The sequence below is a fragment of the Paenibacillus sp. BIHB 4019 genome, from assembly GCF_002741035.1.
Taxonomy (GTDB): Bacteria; Bacillota; Bacilli; order Paenibacillales; family Paenibacillaceae; genus Pristimantibacillus.
Window position 1 is genome coordinate 3,353,224 of record NZ_CP016808.1, and the last position, 17,000, is coordinate 3,370,223.

17 protein-coding genes are annotated in these 17,000 nt (G+C 51.4%); 13 read left to right on the top strand and 4 right to left on the bottom strand.

Translation table 11 applies throughout. The features are described 5' to 3' along the window. Positions 1-28 precede the first annotated feature (28 nt). The gene (locus tag BBD42_RS14315) at positions 29-1,273 is read right to left on the bottom strand and encodes a magnesium transporter CorA family protein (RefSeq protein ID WP_172455501.1); all 1,245 of its coding nucleotides are present in this window, start codon (positions 1,271-1,273) and stop codon (positions 29-31) included. Positions 1,274-1,477: 204 nt separating this feature from the next. Here BBD42_RS14315 and BBD42_RS14320 point away from each other — a divergent pair, with 204 nt between their 5' ends. Further along, positions 1,478-2,017 carry a general stress protein gene (locus tag BBD42_RS14320; RefSeq protein ID WP_099518690.1) on the top strand — a complete coding sequence of 180 codons (540 nt, stop codon included), beginning with the start codon at positions 1,478-1,480 and terminating at the stop codon, positions 2,015-2,017. Between the two features lie 121 nt (positions 2,018-2,138). Here BBD42_RS14320 and BBD42_RS14325 read toward each other — a convergent pair whose 3' ends face one another. Beyond that, positions 2,139-3,377 (bottom strand): NAD(P)/FAD-dependent oxidoreductase, encoded by a 1,239-nt coding sequence (locus BBD42_RS14325; RefSeq protein ID WP_099518691.1) that lies wholly within the window; start codon positions 3,375-3,377, stop codon positions 2,139-2,141. A 131-nt stretch (positions 3,378-3,508) separates the two neighbouring features. Further along, the gene (locus BBD42_RS14330) at positions 3,509-4,375 is read right to left on the bottom strand and encodes an AraC family transcriptional regulator (protein WP_099518692.1); all 867 of its coding nucleotides are present in this window, start codon (positions 4,373-4,375) and stop codon (positions 3,509-3,511) included. A 213-nt stretch (positions 4,376-4,588) separates the two neighbouring features. Here BBD42_RS14330 and BBD42_RS14335 point away from each other — a divergent pair, with 213 nt between their 5' ends. The 4 genes from BBD42_RS14335 to BBD42_RS14350 all read left to right on the top strand — a co-directional run bounded on the left by BBD42_RS14335 (position 4,589) and on the right by BBD42_RS14350 (position 9,198). Further along, on the top strand, positions 4,589-5,761 hold the full coding sequence (locus tag BBD42_RS14335) for a galactokinase (protein ID WP_099521611.1): 1,173 nt from the start codon (positions 4,589-4,591) through the stop codon (positions 5,759-5,761). Positions 5,762-5,924: 163 nt separating this feature from the next. Continuing rightward, complete coding sequence (gene galE, locus BBD42_RS14340) at positions 5,925-6,923, top strand: UDP-glucose 4-epimerase GalE (RefSeq protein ID WP_099518693.1); 999 nt, start codon at positions 5,925-5,927, stop codon at positions 6,921-6,923. A gap of 26 nt (positions 6,924-6,949) precedes the next feature. Next, positions 6,950-8,539 (top strand): UDP-glucose--hexose-1-phosphate uridylyltransferase, encoded by a 1,590-nt coding sequence (locus BBD42_RS14345; RefSeq protein WP_099518694.1) that lies wholly within the window; start codon positions 6,950-6,952, stop codon positions 8,537-8,539. Positions 8,540-8,724: 185 nt separating this feature from the next. After that, positions 8,725-9,198: a hypothetical protein gene (locus BBD42_RS14350; RefSeq protein WP_046229069.1), complete on the top strand. Its 474-nt coding sequence runs from the start codon at positions 8,725-8,727 to the stop codon at positions 9,196-9,198. Between the two features lie 100 nt (positions 9,199-9,298). Here BBD42_RS14350 and BBD42_RS14355 read toward each other — a convergent pair whose 3' ends face one another. Further along, positions 9,299-9,526 carry a DUF1128 domain-containing protein gene (locus BBD42_RS14355; RefSeq protein WP_046229070.1) on the bottom strand — a complete coding sequence of 76 codons (228 nt, stop codon included), beginning with the start codon at positions 9,524-9,526 and terminating at the stop codon, positions 9,299-9,301. Between the two features lie 213 nt (positions 9,527-9,739). Between BBD42_RS14355 and yyaC the strand changes: the two genes are divergently transcribed. The 8 genes from yyaC to BBD42_RS14395 all read left to right on the top strand — a co-directional run bounded on the left by yyaC (position 9,740) and on the right by BBD42_RS14395 (position 16,987). After that, positions 9,740-10,288: a spore protease YyaC gene (gene yyaC / locus BBD42_RS14360; protein ID WP_099518695.1), complete on the top strand. Its 549-nt coding sequence runs from the start codon at positions 9,740-9,742 to the stop codon at positions 10,286-10,288. Continuing rightward, a complete protein-coding gene (locus BBD42_RS14365) occupies positions 10,281-11,147 on the top strand; it encodes an alpha/beta fold hydrolase (protein WP_237163476.1) in 867 nt (288 codons plus the stop codon). Before yyaC ends, BBD42_RS14365 begins: the two co-directional genes overlap by 8 nt. 88 nt (positions 11,148-11,235) lie before the next feature. Then, complete coding sequence (locus tag BBD42_RS14370) at positions 11,236-11,883, top strand: DUF6483 family protein (RefSeq protein ID WP_099518696.1); 648 nt, start codon at positions 11,236-11,238, stop codon at positions 11,881-11,883. Between the two features lie 2 nt (positions 11,884-11,885). Beyond that, the gene (locus BBD42_RS14375; protein ID WP_099518697.1) at positions 11,886-13,061 is read left to right on the top strand and encodes a class I SAM-dependent methyltransferase; all 1,176 of its coding nucleotides are present in this window, start codon (positions 11,886-11,888) and stop codon (positions 13,059-13,061) included. A 108-nt stretch (positions 13,062-13,169) separates the two neighbouring features. Further along, a complete protein-coding gene (locus BBD42_RS14380; protein WP_099518698.1) occupies positions 13,170-14,249 on the top strand; it encodes an HD-GYP domain-containing protein in 1,080 nt (359 codons plus the stop codon). A gap of 161 nt (positions 14,250-14,410) precedes the next feature. Further along, complete coding sequence (locus BBD42_RS14385) at positions 14,411-14,767, top strand: hypothetical protein (RefSeq protein ID WP_099518699.1); 357 nt, start codon at positions 14,411-14,413, stop codon at positions 14,765-14,767. A gap of 128 nt (positions 14,768-14,895) precedes the next feature. Then, positions 14,896-15,762: a YitT family protein gene (locus BBD42_RS14390; RefSeq protein WP_056043488.1), complete on the top strand. Its 867-nt coding sequence runs from the start codon at positions 14,896-14,898 to the stop codon at positions 15,760-15,762. A 16-nt stretch (positions 15,763-15,778) separates the two neighbouring features. After that, positions 15,779-16,987 (top strand): thiamine-phosphate kinase, encoded by a 1,209-nt coding sequence (locus BBD42_RS14395; protein WP_099518700.1) that lies wholly within the window; start codon positions 15,779-15,781, stop codon positions 16,985-16,987. Positions 16,988-17,000 lie beyond the last annotated feature (13 nt).

Genomic DNA, 17,000 nt, shown 5'->3' on the forward strand with positions numbered 1-17,000 from the left:
GGCTTGTTTCATAATAAATCATGTTCAGCTACAGTCGGCGTGATCGAGTCAATGGCTTCGCAGCTGACGGAGCCTGCTCCTGCGAGGCCGTCTCGGCAGACGACGGGCGCTCCGAAGAAAGGCGCCGACCGCTGTCTTCAGCCGCAAGCGTTTCCTTATACTTCTTTCGGCTGTGGCGGTCAGAACGAGTGGCAGCCAGCTTGCCAGAGCTGCCGCGGCCAATCAGCATATCGCCTGTCCAGCCTTTCTTCCACAGCCAGACGTAAATGAGTACGGTAATGCCGATGATGAAGGCGCAAAGAATCGTAAAGCCCCACCACGTTTTGTCCCAAGGCAGCGGCTGCAAATTCACACCCCAAAGGGCGGAAATGACCGTTGCTGGAGTGAAAATGACGGTGAAAATCGTCAGCGTCTTCATAATATCATTGCCACGGAAGTTGGAGATCGCATCGTCCATTGAAATGAGCGTATCAATCTCCAGCGAATAATGCTTGAGCAGCGTATCAATTCGCTCCAGCTTGTGAGTAATGCGCTTGTAGGCTTCGCTTTCCATAATTCCGTCGAGAAAAGCTTCCTTCACCGAGCCGTGAAGCTCGCGAACAGGCGTAAAGAGATGGCTCCAATGCAGCAAATCATACCGTCTTTCAATAATGACGTCCATCAGGCCGGTACGATTGGCGCTGCGCATATTATTTTCAAGATCGCCAAGCCGGTTCTCAAAGCCGTCCAGCCCTTCGTGGAAGGGGCCTAATATAACGCCGAGCATAACCAGCAAGGCTTCCGGTGCGGTGTCGCATGTTTCAAGCCTGCTCGTTACATCATCTGCCTGAAAGCGTATAGCTAGCCGCATATCCTCATGCATCGTCACAAGCCGCTTGCCTGATACCCAGAAGTGGAACGGCTGTATATCCGTATGCACATCCGAAATCTGGATCATCAGTGTGCCATGCACAAGCGGGCCGCGCTCTGTTGCTGGGGCAACCGTAATTTGATTCGTCGTCCGTCCGTCGCATTCCTCAAGCCAGGAGGCGCATTCAGGAAGCAGCAGCTTCGCCTCCAGCTTTTGCGAATCGGCAACGTTGCCCGCATGAACAGGGTATGGCCGCGCAGCAAGGAAGCTTTCATTATTTTTTCTGTTGTCCTTGCGTTTGGGCAGTTTCTGCCCGATCTCCGCATGCTGCCTTTCGAGCTGCAGCATTTGCCAATCCCACTGCGCGGGATAGCGAAGCACTCGATGAATCATCGCCTTGCCCCCTGCTTGTCCGATTTCCATTTCACTTCCCTCCATCATACCTTGAAAGTGTTTGTTGTACAACAACCGGGCGGCGAATCTGCAACATTGCGATTGATTCATTGCCGCTGAGGGTATAACTATTCTAAGAGCGCTCGGATGAAGCCAACTGAAAAATGGCGTACACATCATTTGCCCAAATCAGCAGGCTTTTGTAATCACAATCAGGTTTAGGAGGAGATTCTAATGGCTAAGAAGCTGGGGATTTTCAAGACGGAGCAAGAAGTGATTGATACGGTTGCCGCATTGGAGCAAGCCGGATTCGTGCCGGGGGAGCTTCAAATTATTGCCAAGGACGGTGAGCATTCCCGCCGAATTGAAGCGGAAACCGATATTCATGCCGATGAGGTCATGGAACTGGCTCGCACGAATGGAAGCCGAGGGATGACTGAGGGAACGACGATTGCTGCTGCCGCTGTAATGCCTACGACTGGCATGACAGGAGCTGGCGGCTGGAGTGCGGTGCCAATGACAACGGATGGCTTGCTGGCGACTAATTTCAATTCAGACGATGATGGCATTAATCACGCGCTCAGGGCACTCGGACTGGATAAAGCCGAGGATGATAGCCGGGAAGCGATTCGTGCCGGGCGCATTATCGTCATTGTGGAGACCGATGAGAGCCATACGATGATGGACAAAGAGGGCGGACCGAAGCTGGCGCGGCTTTCAATAGCGGAATCTGTATTTCGCAGCCAAGGCGCTGTGCATATTGCTGATATTTAATGGTTATATCAAATAAAGTTTGTTTCATAATAGAAAAGAAGGGCTCCGCTGATTGGCGGAGCCCTTCTTTTCTATATAGCGGTGTATATAAGCATTCTATGTGGCCGTGATGCAAGCCTGCTTAAACCTTTAATAAGGAAGGACGGTCAAGGCGCACAATGCTGGCGAGCGGATGCTCCTCGCCATTAATCATGTCCCGCAGCATATAGGCAGCCATCATGCTGTAGACGGTGCCATTGCCGCCGTAGCCTAGGCAATAATAGACGCCGGGCATTTTCGGATCAGCTCCGATAAAGGGCAAATTATCACGGGATTCGCCGAATGTGGCACTCCATTCGAATTCCAGCGGCTGATCCAGCATCGGAAACAATGCCGTTATTTTTTCCAGCAGCTTATCGGTTCGCTTGCGCCTTAGCTTCTCGCTCTCAATCGGCGCTTCGGTCATTTCGTCCAGCCCGCCAACGACGATACGGCCATCCACCGTCGTGCGCAAGTATAAATAGGGTCGCGCCGTTTCCCAAATGAGGCATTGGCCCGGCCAATTGGCCCGCAGCTTCGCGTCGTCCTGAACACTGGTAACAGCGGCAAAGGAACGGTTAATGTCGGCTTTAACGAGCTGGCCGCGCAGCTCCTCAGGCTCATAGCCAATAGCAAAAATCACATGCTCCGCCTCGATTTCCCAGCCGTCTGCAGTACGCAGCAGCTGTCTGCCTTCAGCAGATTGCTCATGCTTTACGATGTCGGTATGCTCATAAATTTGCAGCCCGGCTTCCACTGCAGCAGCAGAGACGCCCTGCACGAACTGGAAAGGATTAACCTCGGCATCCCCCTGCGCCACAATAGCGCCCGGTTTGCGGAAAGGAAACTGCCGGGAAATATCGTCCGCCTCCAGGAAGCTGACGTCAAAGCCATGCTTGAGCAGCATCTCATACTCCTTTCGCAGCATCGGCAAATCCTGCTCAGAAGTCGCATAGTATAGGCTGCTTCTTGGAATGAAGCCGACATCTACGGGGAGCTGCGCCGCAACTTCACCCAACTGCCGCACGGCATCCAGACAGGCGCGATAGAACCGAACGGCATCGTATTCGCCGATTTGGTCAGCGAGCTCCCACAGCATAATATCATTGGAAAACTGGAGCAAGCCCGTGTTGGCCGATGTACTGCCGCCAGCTACGCTTTCCCGTTCGAGCATCGCTGCTTCAATGCCGCTTTTCGCCAAAATATAGCCGCAAATGGTACCCGACATACCGCCTCCGACAATGGCAACCTTCACTTTTTTGTTCGAGGTAATACTCGGATATTCTGCCGGGGAATTTAAGGTGGTAGGCCAAAACAGACTGCCTGTATGCAGCTCCTTCATCTGAGGCACAGCTCCTGTTCATGTGAATTTAAAAGAGGTTTCTTAGAAACCATTACACATCTAATCAATTGTTGTACCACTAATATGTCCCATATCGGCCTATCCGTATTACATGCCATGCGGCTTGCTGGCTATTCCTTCTGGCTGCGCATCGCTTCGCGGTACGCGGTTGGGGATTGATTATAAAAACGCCGAAATTGCTTGGAAAAATAAAGCGCATCCTGCAGCCCGACAGAAGCGGAAATTTGCTCAATCGTCAGCTCTCCACGCTCCCGAAGCATCTGTCTAGCCTTGTCTATTCTCAGCTTGAGCAGGAAGGTGACGGGCGTCGTTCCCGTCTTGCGTTTGAAAAACCGCGATAAATAAGCGCGATTGTAGCCAAGAGCCTCCGCCATCTGCTCAATGGAAACGGGATGGGCATATTGCGTCGATAAATAATGGATCATTTTTTGGAGCAATTGCTCTCCCTCTTCATCGGCCATCAGTGCTTTGCCGCGAGCAGCATCGCTCATAACGGCGCTGTATTCAGCGAGCAGCAGCTGCAAATAGCCGCTTGCCTTCAAATGCGCAGCCGCCTCATTCGAGCGGAAAATATGGAAGATATGATGGAAAAGCACGGCGGGCCGCTTGCTGCTGCCTGTATCGACGACCGGCTGTGCAGCGGATAAGCCTGCTGTCTCCAGCAGCCCTCCGGCCAGTGTGCCTCTAAAAGCGACCCAGCGGTAGCGCCAAGGATTATGAACATCGGATTCATAGCTGACCAGCTGCTCCGGTTCAATGAGAAAGGTGTGCCCTGCACGCAGCTCGTAGCGGTTGTCGCCGCAAATGAAGATGCCGCTGCCTTCAAGCACGACATGCATCAAATAAAAATCATATACTTTCGGCCCGAGGCGATGGGCCGGCTTCGTCTGGCTTTCCCCTGCGAATAATACGTGCAGCAGATCATTTTCGATGATCATAGGGCTTGAGGCGACTTTATAGTTCTCTGGTCTGTTCATTCGTAACACCTGCCTGCAATTGGGAATAAAGACTGCTTGATTTGCGGATTTTAATAATCATAGCATGTCTTAAGATCGATATGAAAGTCACATATATCCATGTAAATAGCACTTTGCGCCATTTTAATTGCCGCTTGCCTTGCGCTATACTGAAGGGGAAGACATCGCCTTACATCAAATTACAAAAGACGATAAAAAGGGACGTGATTGCAAGTGGCAAATGTTCAAGACCTTACACAGAAATTTATCCAACAATATGGTGGAGAAGCCTCTTCCATTCAAGTATTTCATGCTCCAGGCCGGGTGAATCTGATCGGCGAGCATACCGATTATAACGGCGGTTACGTTTTTCCGGCTGCTTTAACGTTTGGCACTACGCTGCTCATTCGTGCGCGCGGAGACCGCAAGCTCGGGCTGGCAACGACGAATTTTCCAATGAGCCGGGAATTCGACCTTGAAAATATCGTTTATGACGAAGCGGATGACTGGATGAACTATCCGAAAGGGATTTTCCATGAATTGAAGCAGCGCGGCGTGAGCTACACATCCGGCTATGATCTGCTGTACCATGGCGAAATTCCGAACGGAGCGGGCCTGTCCTCCTCGGCTTCCATTGAAGTGGTTACGGCTTATGCCTTGCTGACGCTTGAAAAACAGCCGATCGACAAGGTGCAAATTGCCCTGCTCTCGCAAAAATCGGAAAATGAATTCAATGGCGTGCAATGCGGCATTATGGACCAATTTGCTGTGGCGAACGGCAAGAAGGACCACGCGATTTTGCTCATGTGCGACACGCTGGAATATGATCTTGTTCCGTTCCAATCGGGAAGCTACAAGCTCGTTATCGGCAACACGAACAAGCGCCGCGGATTGGTGGATTCCGCTTATAATGAGCGCCGGAGCCAATGCGAGCAAGCGGTTCAGGATTTGTTGCAGGCATTCCCTGAGCTGACGCTGCTTGGCCAAATTAACCTGGAGCAGTTCAATGCAAACAAGCATCTGATCAAAGAAGATATCGTCCGCAAACGCGCGCAGCATGTCGTCGAGGAAATCGACCGGGTATTGCAATCGATGGAGGCTCTTAAAAAAGACGATCTCGCATTGTTCGGCCAATTGATGAACGGCTCGCATGACTCGCTGCGCGATTTGTATGAAGTAACAGGTGCGGAGCTGGACGCTATGGTAGCTGCTGCTCGCAAAGTAGATGGCGTGTTTGGTTCGCGCATGACAGGGGCAGGCTTCGGCGGCTGCACCGTATCGCTCGTTCATGAAGACAGCATTGAGAGCTTCAAGCAGCAAGTGGGCGAGGAATACACGGCGGCAACCGGACTGGTAGCGGATTTCTACGTATGCAGCATCGGCAATGGCGTTGAGCAGTTGGTTTAAGCAGATGCAACTTGGTTAGGCAATCTTAGGGAATGAAACGGCTTAAATGGCTTAAACGGCTTAAACGGCTTACATTTATCATCGCGAAACGGTAGCTTTGCCGTCAGTGGATGGCGACAGCCGTTTACGCATACATGCAAGCAAATATGGGAGGGATATTACAATGGCAGTATTGGTAACAGGTGGAGCAGGATATATTGGTTCGCATGCTGTAGCGTCGCTTAAAGAGCGCGGCGAAGAAATCGTCGTCGTTGACAATTTGGAGCAGGGGCATCGCGAGGCAGTAACAGGCGGAAAGCTGTACGTTGGCGATTTGCGCGATAAGGATTTTCTGGAAACGGTATTTAAGGAAAACAGCATTGATGCCGTTATTCATTTTGCAGCTAATTCGCTCGTAGGGGAAAGCATGCAAAACCCAGGGAAATACTATCATAACAACGTTTATGGAACATTATGCTTGCTTGAAAAAATGATCGAGCACAATGTGCTTAAAATTGTGTTCTCATCCACAGCAGCTACCTATGGCGAGCCGGAAAACGTGCCAATCGACGAATATGACCGCACACTGCCGACTAATGCCTATGGAGAAACGAAGCTAGCGATGGAAAAAATGATGAAATGGTTCGATGTCGCGCATGGCTTGAAATTCGTATCCTTGCGTTATTTCAACGCAGCTGGCGCGCATGAGAGCGGCCTGATTGGCGAAGACCACAATCCGGAATCGCATCTTATTCCTATCGTGCTGCAGGCAGCGCTTGGACAACGCCCGCATATTTCGGTGTTTGGCGAAGATTATGAGACAGAGGATGGCACTTGCATCCGCGATTATATCCATGTCAGCGATCTGGCCGATGCGCACGTGCTTGCTGTTGAACGTTTGCGTACGGGGGCGGACAGCTCGATTTACAACCTAGGCAACGGACAAGGCTTCTCCGTTAAGCAAGTAATTGATATTGCGCGCTCCGTAACCGAACGCGAGATCAAGGCTGTCATGGAGCCGCGCCGGACTGGCGACCCTGCCGTACTGGTAGCGGCATCGGATCGTGCCCGCAATGAACTGGGCTGGAATCCGAAGCGCGACAAGCTGGAGGACATTATTCGCAGCGCCTGGAACTGGCATGTGGCGAATCCGCAAGGCTACAAAGGTAAAGCACAGGAGTAGGAGCAAGAGGAAGGAGCGTTTTTCGCATGACAGACAGCCAGACAGCCGCAGCAAATGCGGCGAAGGCGCTTGTAAATATTGAAAGACTGATTGGTTTTGCTTACCGCCAAGGCTTGCTTCACAAGCTGGATATTCATGCTGCCCGCAATGCGCTGCTTGATTTGTTCGGCTTTACGGAGCCGCATGAAGGGGAAGTAGCTGAGGAGCAGCTGGATAGCGCGGTTTCGATCTTGGAGGAGCTGCTCGATTATGGCTATAGCATCGGCTTGATTGAGGAAAATATTACGACTTATCGCGATTTGCTGGATGCGCGCATTATGGGCTTGCTCATGCCGCGCCCCTCGGAAACGGTAGCAACTTTCGATCGGACAGCAGAAGCAGAGGGCATTTCCAAGGCGACGGATGCCTTCTATAAGCTGAATATTGATTCCAACTACATTCGCATGGACCGCATTCGCAAAAATAAATATTGGCTATATGATACGGATTACGGGAATTTGGAAATTACGATCAATCTGTCCAAGCCGGAAAAGGATCCAAAGGAAATTGCGCTGCTTAAGACGCTGCCGCAAGCCAAATACCCATTGTGCCTGTTATGTGCTGAAAATGTAGGCTACGCCGGACGCGCCGATCATCCCGCGCGGCAAAATCTGCGCGTCCTGCCGCTGACCTTGCAGGCAGAGCAATGGTATTTTCAATATTCGCCTTATGTTTATTACAACGAGCACAGCATTGTATTCAAGGGCGCGCATGAGCCGATGGCGATTTCGCACTCCTCGTTTGCGAGACTGCTCGATTTCGTCGAGCTGTATCCGCATTATTTTATCGGCTCCAATGCCGATTTGCCGATTGTTGGCGGTTCGATTCTGAGCCACGACCATTTCCAGGCAGGACGCCATACGTTCCCGATGGAAGCGGCAGGGGTGGAAGCAAGTTTCGTTAATCCGGAGCTGCCAGGCGTCAAATACGGTATCGTAAGCTGGCCAATGTCCGTTGTGCGGATTAATGGCGCTTCGAAAGCCGATGTGCTGAAGGCGGCCTGCAGCCTGCTTGATGCTTGGCGCGGCTACAGCGATGCAGATGCCGACATTCTCGCATTTACCGAAGGTGCTTTGGATGCGGCACAGACGCCGCATAATACGATCACGCCGATTGCCAGGCTGCGCGACAACGGCGAGTACGAGGTTGATCTTGTGCTTCGCAACAATCGGACGAGCGACGAGCATCCCGACGGGATTTTTCATCCCCATCAGCACCTGCATCATGTCAAAAAAGAAAATATCGGCTTGATTGAAGTGATGGGCCTTGCTGTTCTGCCAGGCAGGCTGGCAACGGAGCTTGGTCAAATTGCCGCTTACTTGACGGGAGAGGCGACTATCGATGCTGCCCTTCAGGAAAGCGCTCATCCGCTTCACAAGCATGCAGAGTGGATTAGAGAGCTGGTAGCGTCTTATGGAACGTCCTGCTCAGAGAACGAAGCTCAGGCGCATGTGGAGACTCAGACGGGTGCAAAGTTCCTAGATGTGCTGAAGGACGCAGGGGTATACAAACGCAACGATGCTGGAAAAGCAAGTTTTCAAAAGTTCCTGTTTTCCCTAGGGTTGCAAAGTGAATAATGTAGGCTGAAACGTGAAGCTGGCTTTTAATCCTGAGGGGATTGAGAGCCAGCTTTTAATCTGTGAAATAATTAATTTGAAAAGTGTAAAAAATTATGGTATTTTTTATATGATTAAAAATAGTATTTACGTTACTAATGTTTTATTGTGATCGCCAACACTACAAGTTAGATGGAGGAGTTAATATGCCGGAAACTATTATGCCGTTAGATGATTTTTTGCAGTTGAATTCGGATGAGCAAGTGGAAAAGCTGAAAAGATGGAAAATGGATTATACGCTTAAAGATATTCGTGAAGCTTGGGATTTCAAACATTCCGCCCAGTATTACATGCTCCTTAAGAAACTCCGCATCTACGAGCGGGTTGTAAATAAGTCGGACAAGTTCTATCCGGTTCCAGATCATTTGTCTTCACAATCCGGTGGTGGATTTGAACGTGGATGGAGAGGACAGCCTTCTTACGCTCAGCAGGAGCTTAAGCTTCCAGCCGATCAGTTCAACTACAACTTGAACACAACGCTCAGCGGTGCTGAACTTGCTGAGAAACTTGAGCGCCTTGCTTTCTTCCTGAAGGGCGAGCAGAAACAAGTAGCCATTTCGCTGTCCCTTGAAGCAGCAGCAGCTGTAGCAGTCAAGGAATCCGAAACGACAGAAGAATAACACAAAGAAACCGGGGCAGCTCTTGCGAGTGCACCGGTTTTCTTGTGTTGTCGAAGGGTGTAATATAATGTATTTTAATGGTATTACTTGAAGGGCTGTATTACTTGTTCCTTAACTTGCCTAGCTCTGATACAAGGGCTTCAACTTCACTGATACTGAATTTTTCTTTGCCTGCAACGACCTCATACAGTTCCTTAATGTCTTCGTATTGCGTAATATTGAAATGGGAAGCCTGCATAGCGGCAGCCGAAGCCATCTTTAATTTTGTTTTGATGGTATCAATCATAAATTCAATATTTTGCGGCGTTTGCTGTTCAAGATCAAGCATGGGTAAATCCTCCTTCATCATTCAGGGCATGGATGCATGCGCCTGCTGTTTCATACTAATGCCGTCATTGTATCATAATTTAAGGACGGGCATCAGACAAATTGAATAGAACCGATAAATCCGATACAATTAATAGCAGGATGGGTAATTATAAAGTAGAGCATGAAGGAACGCAGATAAATTGAAATTAGCAGAGCTTAAAGGAGCAGGAAGATGGAGCAGTCAGATCGTTTCAAACTCGAAATTGCTGAATTTCTGGCTCCGATTGCCAGGCAGTACCCGAATAGAAGCGATATTTCCTTCGTATGTATTGGTACAGACCGTTCGACAGGAGATTGCTTTGGCCCTCTCGTCGGCACGCTGCTGCGGGAGCAGGGCTGGGAGGATGTAATCGGCACAATGGAGCAGCCGTGTGATGCCTATGCCGTGGAACAGGCTGTTCTCAAGGCTGAAAATCGTCCAGTCGTCATTGCGATTGATGCTTGCCTCGGCAAGCCGCAGTCGGTTGGTGCTTTTCTGGCGAAAGCGGGCCCGCTCCAGCCGGGAGCAGCAACGGGCCGAAGATTGCCGCCCGTCGGACATTACAGCATTGCAGGCGTTGTGAATGCGTTAAGCCACAAGCCTTATATAACGATCCAGACGACATCGCTGTATCATGTCATGCAAATGGCAGAGCAGTTGGCAGCAGCGATTGCAGGTGCATGGCCAGGCAGTAAGCGCCGAATAAAATGGACAGAAGAGGAGCGTGTTTATTTTGGCTAATGGGATATCCTTGGCGAATCAAAAGCTGATGCTTGAGGAAGGCACAGAGCTTAGCTTTTACGACTCAGAAGCGTTAAAATGGCAGGCTGGAGCAACAGACTCAGATCCAGAGGCAGGCCACCCTTCTCCTGTGCTTGTGCTGCTGCATGGCTACTGCGGCAGCTCAGCCTATTGGGAAGAGGTTGCGCCGATGCTTGCACGGCAGTCGCGCCTGATCATTCCTGATCTGCGCGGTCATGGCTTATCTTCGGCCTCCGCCGATCTTGAAGCTACAATGGAATTGTATGCAGATGATCTTTACGCTATTCTTGAGCATCTTCGCATAGATAAAGTGTGCCTTATCGGCCACTCGCTTGGCGGCTACATCGCATTGGCTTTTGCAGAGCGGCATGCGGACCGGTTGGCGGCATTCGGGCTTGTGCATTCTACAGCACTAGCCGACAGCGAGGCTGCGAAGGACAATCGGGACAATACGATAAATTTAATCAAGCAGGGCCAGCTGGAGCAGGTGATTGACGGCATGTCGCAAAAGCTGTTTGCTCCAGATAATTTGGACAAGCTGCCCAGCAAGGTGGCGCGTGTGAAAGCGATTGGCTATCAGACGGGCGGAACAGGAGCGATCGCTGCGGCATCCGCAATGAAGGCAAGGCCTGATCGGACGAGCCTATTGCGTGAAACCAAGCTGCCTGTGCTGCTGCTTGCCGGGGAAGGCGATCAAATCGTTCCACCGGAGCGGACACTGTTATTTGTGGGCCCATCCATCACGCAGGTGCTGCTTCCAGATGCCGGCCATATGAGCATGCTGGAGCAGCCGGATGCATGCGCAGAGGCGATCAGCAGCTTTATTGCCCGGATATAGGCCGGACGCACCTTTCTTGCAGTGGTGATCATCGTTCGAGCTAAATCATGGCAAGGCAGATAGAGGCTAGTGAAAGGGGCACGGAGCGATGTTTCAACGGGATTATTTTATGCGCATGATTGAGCAGATGACGGAAGCGGTCGGACAAGTAATGCAGCTGAGAAGAGAGCTGAAGCAAGAGGAGGCGCTTGTCGTCATTGACGAGCTGCTGGACCGCAGGTTTGGGCTAAGCGGGAAGCTGATTCGCACGTTGTCAGACGAGGATCTGCTCGCGGTTATGACGAAAAACGGCGTCGTAGAAACGGACAATATCCAGGCAATCGCGATCTTGTTCAAGCAGGAGGCAGAGCTGTATGAGGATTTGGGCAAAGAAGCGGAAAGCTTCGCGCACAGCTTAAAGGCTTTGCACTTGTTTATGCGGCTTTCACTCATTGACGCGCCGCCGACGCTTACAGACTCGAGCAAAGAAGCAGTGAACTTGCTTGGCAAGCTGTCGCCATACGAGCTGCCTACCCGAACGAAGCGTCTGGTTGCTGAATGGCATGAAGCAGAGGGCGCTTTTGCGCTCGCTGAAAATATTTGGTACGAGCTGCTGGATGACGGCGCAGCTGGCAAAGGTGAGGTTGCCGCGTTTTATATACGGCTGCTTCCTTTTGAGGAGGACAAGCTTGCGGCTGGCGGCTTGCCGATAGAGGAAATCAGAACAGGGCTGAACAGCCTGGAGATGGAGCAATAGCAATGACAGAACAGTGGCAGCAGGACATATGCCGCCTGACAGAAACGGGCGGGCTTTTGCAGGGAACGCTGAGCCAGCTTCGCCGCAAGGACGGAGACGCAGCGCCCAAAATCATCATTCGTCCCGTACAATTGAAAAATGGCCTTCATTATCAATTTGAAGCTCATTATGCGAATAAGGTTATACATAACAATTGGCTTCCGGAAGATGCGGGGCCGAAGCTGGTCGAGCTGCTCGATGAGCAATATCGCCAGGCGCTTCTCAAAACGCAGGAAGCAGATATACAGCTGCTTCTGAGCAAGAAAGGCAAGCCGACTCTGCTCAGAAAGCCGCCAACCGCTAGTGCGGCCAGCACCGAGCAGCAGCACAACCGCCAGAAGCAGCGCGTCATTGCGGAAGGACAGGCGGCGCCGTTTATGGTGGAGCTGGGCATTATGACGCCAGAAGGCAAGGTTCATGCGAAAAAGCAGGATAAATTCCGGCAGATTAATCGCTTTCTGGAAATGGTTTCCGATGTATTGCCGCAGCTTCCGCAGGACAAGCCGCTGACCATTATCGATTTTGGCTGCGGCAAGTCGTATTTGACGTTTGCCCTTTACCATCTGCTGGCGGTAGAGCAGAAACGGGATATTCGTATTATCGGCCTTGATTTGAAGGCGGATGTCATCACTTTTTGTTCAGAGCTTGCACATACGCTCGGTTATGATAAACTGTCATTTATGGTGGGCGATATTGCCGATTATGAAGGTGTAAGCGAAGCGGATATGGTTGTAACGCTTCATGCATGCGACACCGCTACCGATGCTGCGCTAGCTAAGGCTGTCGGCTGGGGAGCCGCGGTCATTATGTCCGTGCCTTGCTGCCAGCACGAGTTGTTTAAGCAGGTGGGCGGCGACGTTTTGGCCCCTATTTTATCGCAAGGCCTATTGAAGGAACGTTTTGCGGCTATTGCAACCGATGCGGCCCGTGGCACGCTGCTTGAGGTGCTGGGTTATAAAGTTCAAATGCTGGAATTTGTCGATCCCGAGCATACGCCCAAAAATCTGCTCATTCGAGCGGTTCGCGGCGAGTCGGGCATACAGACGAAAAAATGGGAGCAATATGAGCAGTTTCGCAATTTTCTGCAAGTAGCACCTAGTCTGGAGAAACTGCTTGCCGAACGTTTGCCCGCAAACTAGCAAGTATATAACTTATTGGAAATTACTTTAGGAATGCATGGATGATAGCGACCAAATGAAAGATGCCGATTACTAGCGTTATCATGGTTAAAGGCGGGAAACAAGGAAATGAGAAAAGTTCAGATTGGCATGGTGCAGCCGGGGGACAGGCTTGCCAAAACTATTTTTCAGGATAACGGCAGCGTGCTGCTCGGCGCAGGCGTGGAGATGAATGACCGTTTTATTAATAGGCTTGAAAATATGGGCTACGATTTTGTGTTTATTGAAGATAAGGACACGGAAGACATTATGCCCGAGGACAGCATTCGCGACGAGACGCGCAAAAAAGCGGCGGAAGCTGTTTCCGCGACGATGGATGCGTTCAAAGAGCCGGCTCTGAAGGGGCGGACGATTGCCCCTGACATTGGCCGGACCTTTCGTTCGGTATTCGGATCCATTATGCAGGATTTGGCGAGCAGGCCAAACATGGCGGTCAACTTGTCCAGCATTCATTCGGCGGATGCCTATTTGTTTCAGCATTCGGTCAATGTAGCGGTGCTCGCAGGCGTTATTGGCATTGCCAAAGGGTTTAACCGCAATCAACTGGAGGATTTGGGCATTGGCGCGCTGTTGTTTGATATCGGCATGACGAAGCTGCCTCAGCCTCTGCTGGCGACGAAGGGCCCGCTATCCGCAGCAGACCGCAAAATCATGCAGGGCCACGCAATGGAGGGCTTCGATATTTTGCGGAAATATCATGATATTTCCCTCGTTTCGGCCCATTGTGCGCTGCAGCATCATGAGCGCTATGACGGCTCGGGTTATCCGCGCGGGCTGAAGCATGATGATATCCATATGTTCGCTCAAATCGTCGGGCTTGCCGATGTATATGATGCACTGACTTCCCCGCGGCCCTATCGCAAAAGATATACGCCAACGGAAGCTATCGAATTTTTATTCGCGGCTGGCAATACATACTTTGATTTTGAGTTAATTAAGCTTTTTTGCCGCCATATATCCATTTACCCTGTGGCGACGACGCTGCTGCTCAGCTCTGGACAGACTGCTGTCGTTACAGCGAACAATGAGCTGGCCCTGCATCGTCCACGCGTACGCATTATTCGTGAAGCGGATGGTTCGCGTGCAGCAGCTCCTATTGAAATTGAGCTTAAGGACGACATGTATTTGACGATTGTCAAAGAGCTGTAGCCGCAAGGCCGAAGCTCTGTTGTGCATTAAGGCAGCTTTTTCCCGCAAAGCTGTTACCGAGCAAGGATTTAATTAGGTGGTAAGCTTGGGGGCTTGACTATACGAACATTCCATATGCTGCATAAGCTGTTAGGGTGACAAGCGCATAAAGGAGTGTTGTAATGTCTATGAAAATGACCCCCCCGTTTCTCGGCCCTAAGGGCACCGGAAAAGTGATCAGCAAGGTAAAGCGGACGAAGAGGCTTCAAAGCGGAGGCCCAACCTTTAACCGTCTGACGGTTGTATGGGTTACGAACAATGGAGTGCCTTTTAATACGACTGGTTTTTTCGCCCGTCTGTTTAGAGGCAATAATGTCGTTGCGATTTCCACATTTGACCGCTTCGGTGTTGTCAGGTTTAACCAGATTCAGACGCTGACCACGGTGTCTTACACGATTCGTTTGTACAACTCGAATGGCGTACTGTTCCGTACGGCGTTCATTCCGGCAGGCGTACAAACATTCGCGGTTATTGGCTAACTTCAAATCCTCTTGCTTTTTCTGCTCATAATTGGCGGAGAGGGCAGGAGGATTTTGCTTTCTCTTTGAATCTTCTCTATCTTCATGTAATATGGGGATAGATGTATAAAGGGGGAGCTTTGATACATATGGGTGTGCAGCATCATACTTTATCCAAGCTGGATATTATTCGCAGAATTCTATTTATTACAATTGGGGCTGCGCTGGTATCTGTAGCTTTAGAGATTTTTCTGGTGCCGAACCATATTATCGACGGCGGGATTGTGGGCATTTCTATTATCGTATCCCATTTTACGGGGCTGCCGCTCGGCTTGTTTTTGTTCTTATTAAATCTTCCTTTCCTGCTGCTAGGGTATAAGCAAATCGGCAAAACCTTTGCTTTATCGACGTTATATGGCGTAAGCGTCATGTCGCTGGGCACGTTTTTGCTGCATCCGGTGAAGGCAATTACGAGCGAATATGTGCTGGCCGCTATTTTTGGCGGTGTCATATTGGGCGCCGGGGTTGGACTTGTTATCCGTTTTGGCGGGTCGCTGGACGGGACGGAAATTGTTGCGATTTTGAGCAATAAGCGCCTGCCGTTTTCAGTAGGCGAGGTCGTGATGTTTTTTAATCTTTTTATATTGTGCAGCGCCGGTTTTGTATTCGGTTGGGATCGGGCGATGTACTCGCTATTTTCTTATTTCATAGCCTTCAAGATGATTGACATTACGATTGAAGGCTTCCAGGAATCGAAGGCCGTCTGGATTATCAGCGAAAGCTGGCAGGAGATTGGCGCAGCTATTATGAGCCGTCTCGGCCGCGGCGTCACTTATTTGCACGGCGAGGGCGGCTTTACCGGCGGGCAGAAACGGATTATTTTTTGCGTCATTACCCGGCTGGAGGAAGCCAAGATGAAATCGATTGTGCAGGAGCTTGATCCGGCTGCTTTTCTGGCCGTCGGCAACATTCATGATGTGAAGGGCGGCCGCTTCAAGAAGCGTGATATTCATTAGCAAAGGGGTTTAAGCTTTGGATGAGTTTGCAAGCATCAGCCATTGGACGGCGGGCAGACAGTCCGCTGAGTGGCAGCAGCAAAGAGGCGTGACGCTCGGCATTGGCGATGATACAGCCATCATTGCTCCTGCGGGGATGTCGGATGAGCTGGATGGTCCGCTGGAGCTGCTGATGGCCGTCGACACGATGGTGGAGACGGTGCACTTTAATGCGTATACGATGACCGATGAGGATGTCGGATATAAGGCGCTTGCCGCGAACGTGAGCGATATCGCGGCAATGGGCGGTGTGCCGCGGCATGCGCTCGTGTCCGTGAGCGTGCCGGCGGCATATGGGCCGGAGCGGATAGCCCGGCTCTATGATGGGCTTTATGCGTGCGCCGCGGATTACGGCGTCGCGATTGTTGGCGGCGATACGACGTCTTCGCCGCAGCACTTGGTTGTTGCGGTGACGGTGACGGGCGCCGTCGAAGCTGGGCGGGCTTTGCGCCGCTCCGGGGCAAAGCCCGGAGACGCGGTTGTGCTGACCGGTGCCATCGGACTGTCGGCGGCAGGTCTGCATTTGCTGCTCGCGCGCAAGCAGGAGCGGCAAGAGCAGACGGCGCACGGAGCAGCAGAAACGGGTGGAACGGGCAGAGCTAGTGATGCTAATGATGCTAATGATGCCAGTGGGACGCAGTCTGCTGTCGATTTGCAAGCGGCAAGCTCTGCGGGCGTTTCAAATCAACCGCAGCACGGAGAGGTGCGTGGAGCGGCAGCGCTCATAGGGGCGCATTGCCGTCCTGCACCTTCCGTGCGTGCGGGACGTTTGCTGCTTGAGCGTGGCAGCTGTAATTCCCTTAATGATGTAAGCGATGGGCTTGCCAGCGAAGCATGGGAGATTGCCGAAGCCTCACAATGCTGCCTTGTGCTCAAGGAAGATATGCTTCCACGCAGCGGCAGTATGGCTGCTTATGCGGCGGATGTTGGCATTGATCCGCTGGAGTGGATGCTTTATGGCGGCGAGGATTATGTGCTGATAGGCACAATGGAAGCCGCTGATGTGCAGGCAGCACGCGAAGCTTTCCATGCCGAAGGCTTGCCATTTTATATCGTTGGCGAGGTGAGGCAGGGGGCGCCTTCAGTGGTGCTGGAGCCGGCGTTGTCGGGCAAAGCGGACGGGGCTGCTGCCAAGGGCAAGTGTATGCCCCTTGCCAAGCGAGGCTATAATCATTTTAAGAAATGAAATTGGGTGAATA

Excerpts from the sequence above, each read along its gene's own strand:
- BBD42_RS14315 (WP_172455501.1), bottom strand. The coding sequence starts at position 1,273 with ATGGAAATCGGACAAGCAGGGGGCAAGGCGATGATTCATCGAGTGCTT.
- BBD42_RS14320 (WP_099518690.1), top strand. The coding sequence starts at position 1,478 with ATGGCTAAGAAGCTGGGGATTTTCAAGACGGAGCAAGAAGTGATTGAT.
- BBD42_RS14325 (WP_099518691.1), bottom strand. The coding sequence starts at position 3,377 with ATGAAGGAGCTGCATACAGGCAGTCTGTTTTGGCCTACCACCTTAAAT.
- BBD42_RS14330 (WP_099518692.1), bottom strand. The coding sequence starts at position 4,375 with ATGAACAGACCAGAGAACTATAAAGTCGCCTCAAGCCCTATGATCATC.
- galE (WP_099518693.1), top strand. The coding sequence starts at position 5,925 with ATGGCAGTATTGGTAACAGGTGGAGCAGGATATATTGGTTCGCATGCT.
- BBD42_RS14345 (WP_099518694.1), top strand. The coding sequence starts at position 6,950 with ATGACAGACAGCCAGACAGCCGCAGCAAATGCGGCGAAGGCGCTTGTA.
- BBD42_RS14350 (WP_046229069.1), top strand. The coding sequence starts at position 8,725 with ATGCCGGAAACTATTATGCCGTTAGATGATTTTTTGCAGTTGAATTCG.
- BBD42_RS14355 (WP_046229070.1), bottom strand. The coding sequence starts at position 9,526 with ATGCTTGATCTTGAACAGCAAACGCCGCAAAATATTGAATTTATGATT.
- yyaC (WP_099518695.1), top strand. The coding sequence starts at position 9,740 with ATGGAGCAGTCAGATCGTTTCAAACTCGAAATTGCTGAATTTCTGGCT.
- BBD42_RS14370 (WP_099518696.1), top strand. The coding sequence starts at position 11,236 with ATGTTTCAACGGGATTATTTTATGCGCATGATTGAGCAGATGACGGAA.
- BBD42_RS14375 (WP_099518697.1), top strand. The coding sequence starts at position 11,886 with ATGACAGAACAGTGGCAGCAGGACATATGCCGCCTGACAGAAACGGGC.
- BBD42_RS14380 (WP_099518698.1), top strand. The coding sequence starts at position 13,170 with ATGAGAAAAGTTCAGATTGGCATGGTGCAGCCGGGGGACAGGCTTGCC.
- BBD42_RS14385 (WP_099518699.1), top strand. The coding sequence starts at position 14,411 with ATGTCTATGAAAATGACCCCCCCGTTTCTCGGCCCTAAGGGCACCGGA.
- BBD42_RS14390 (WP_056043488.1), top strand. The coding sequence starts at position 14,896 with ATGGGTGTGCAGCATCATACTTTATCCAAGCTGGATATTATTCGCAGA.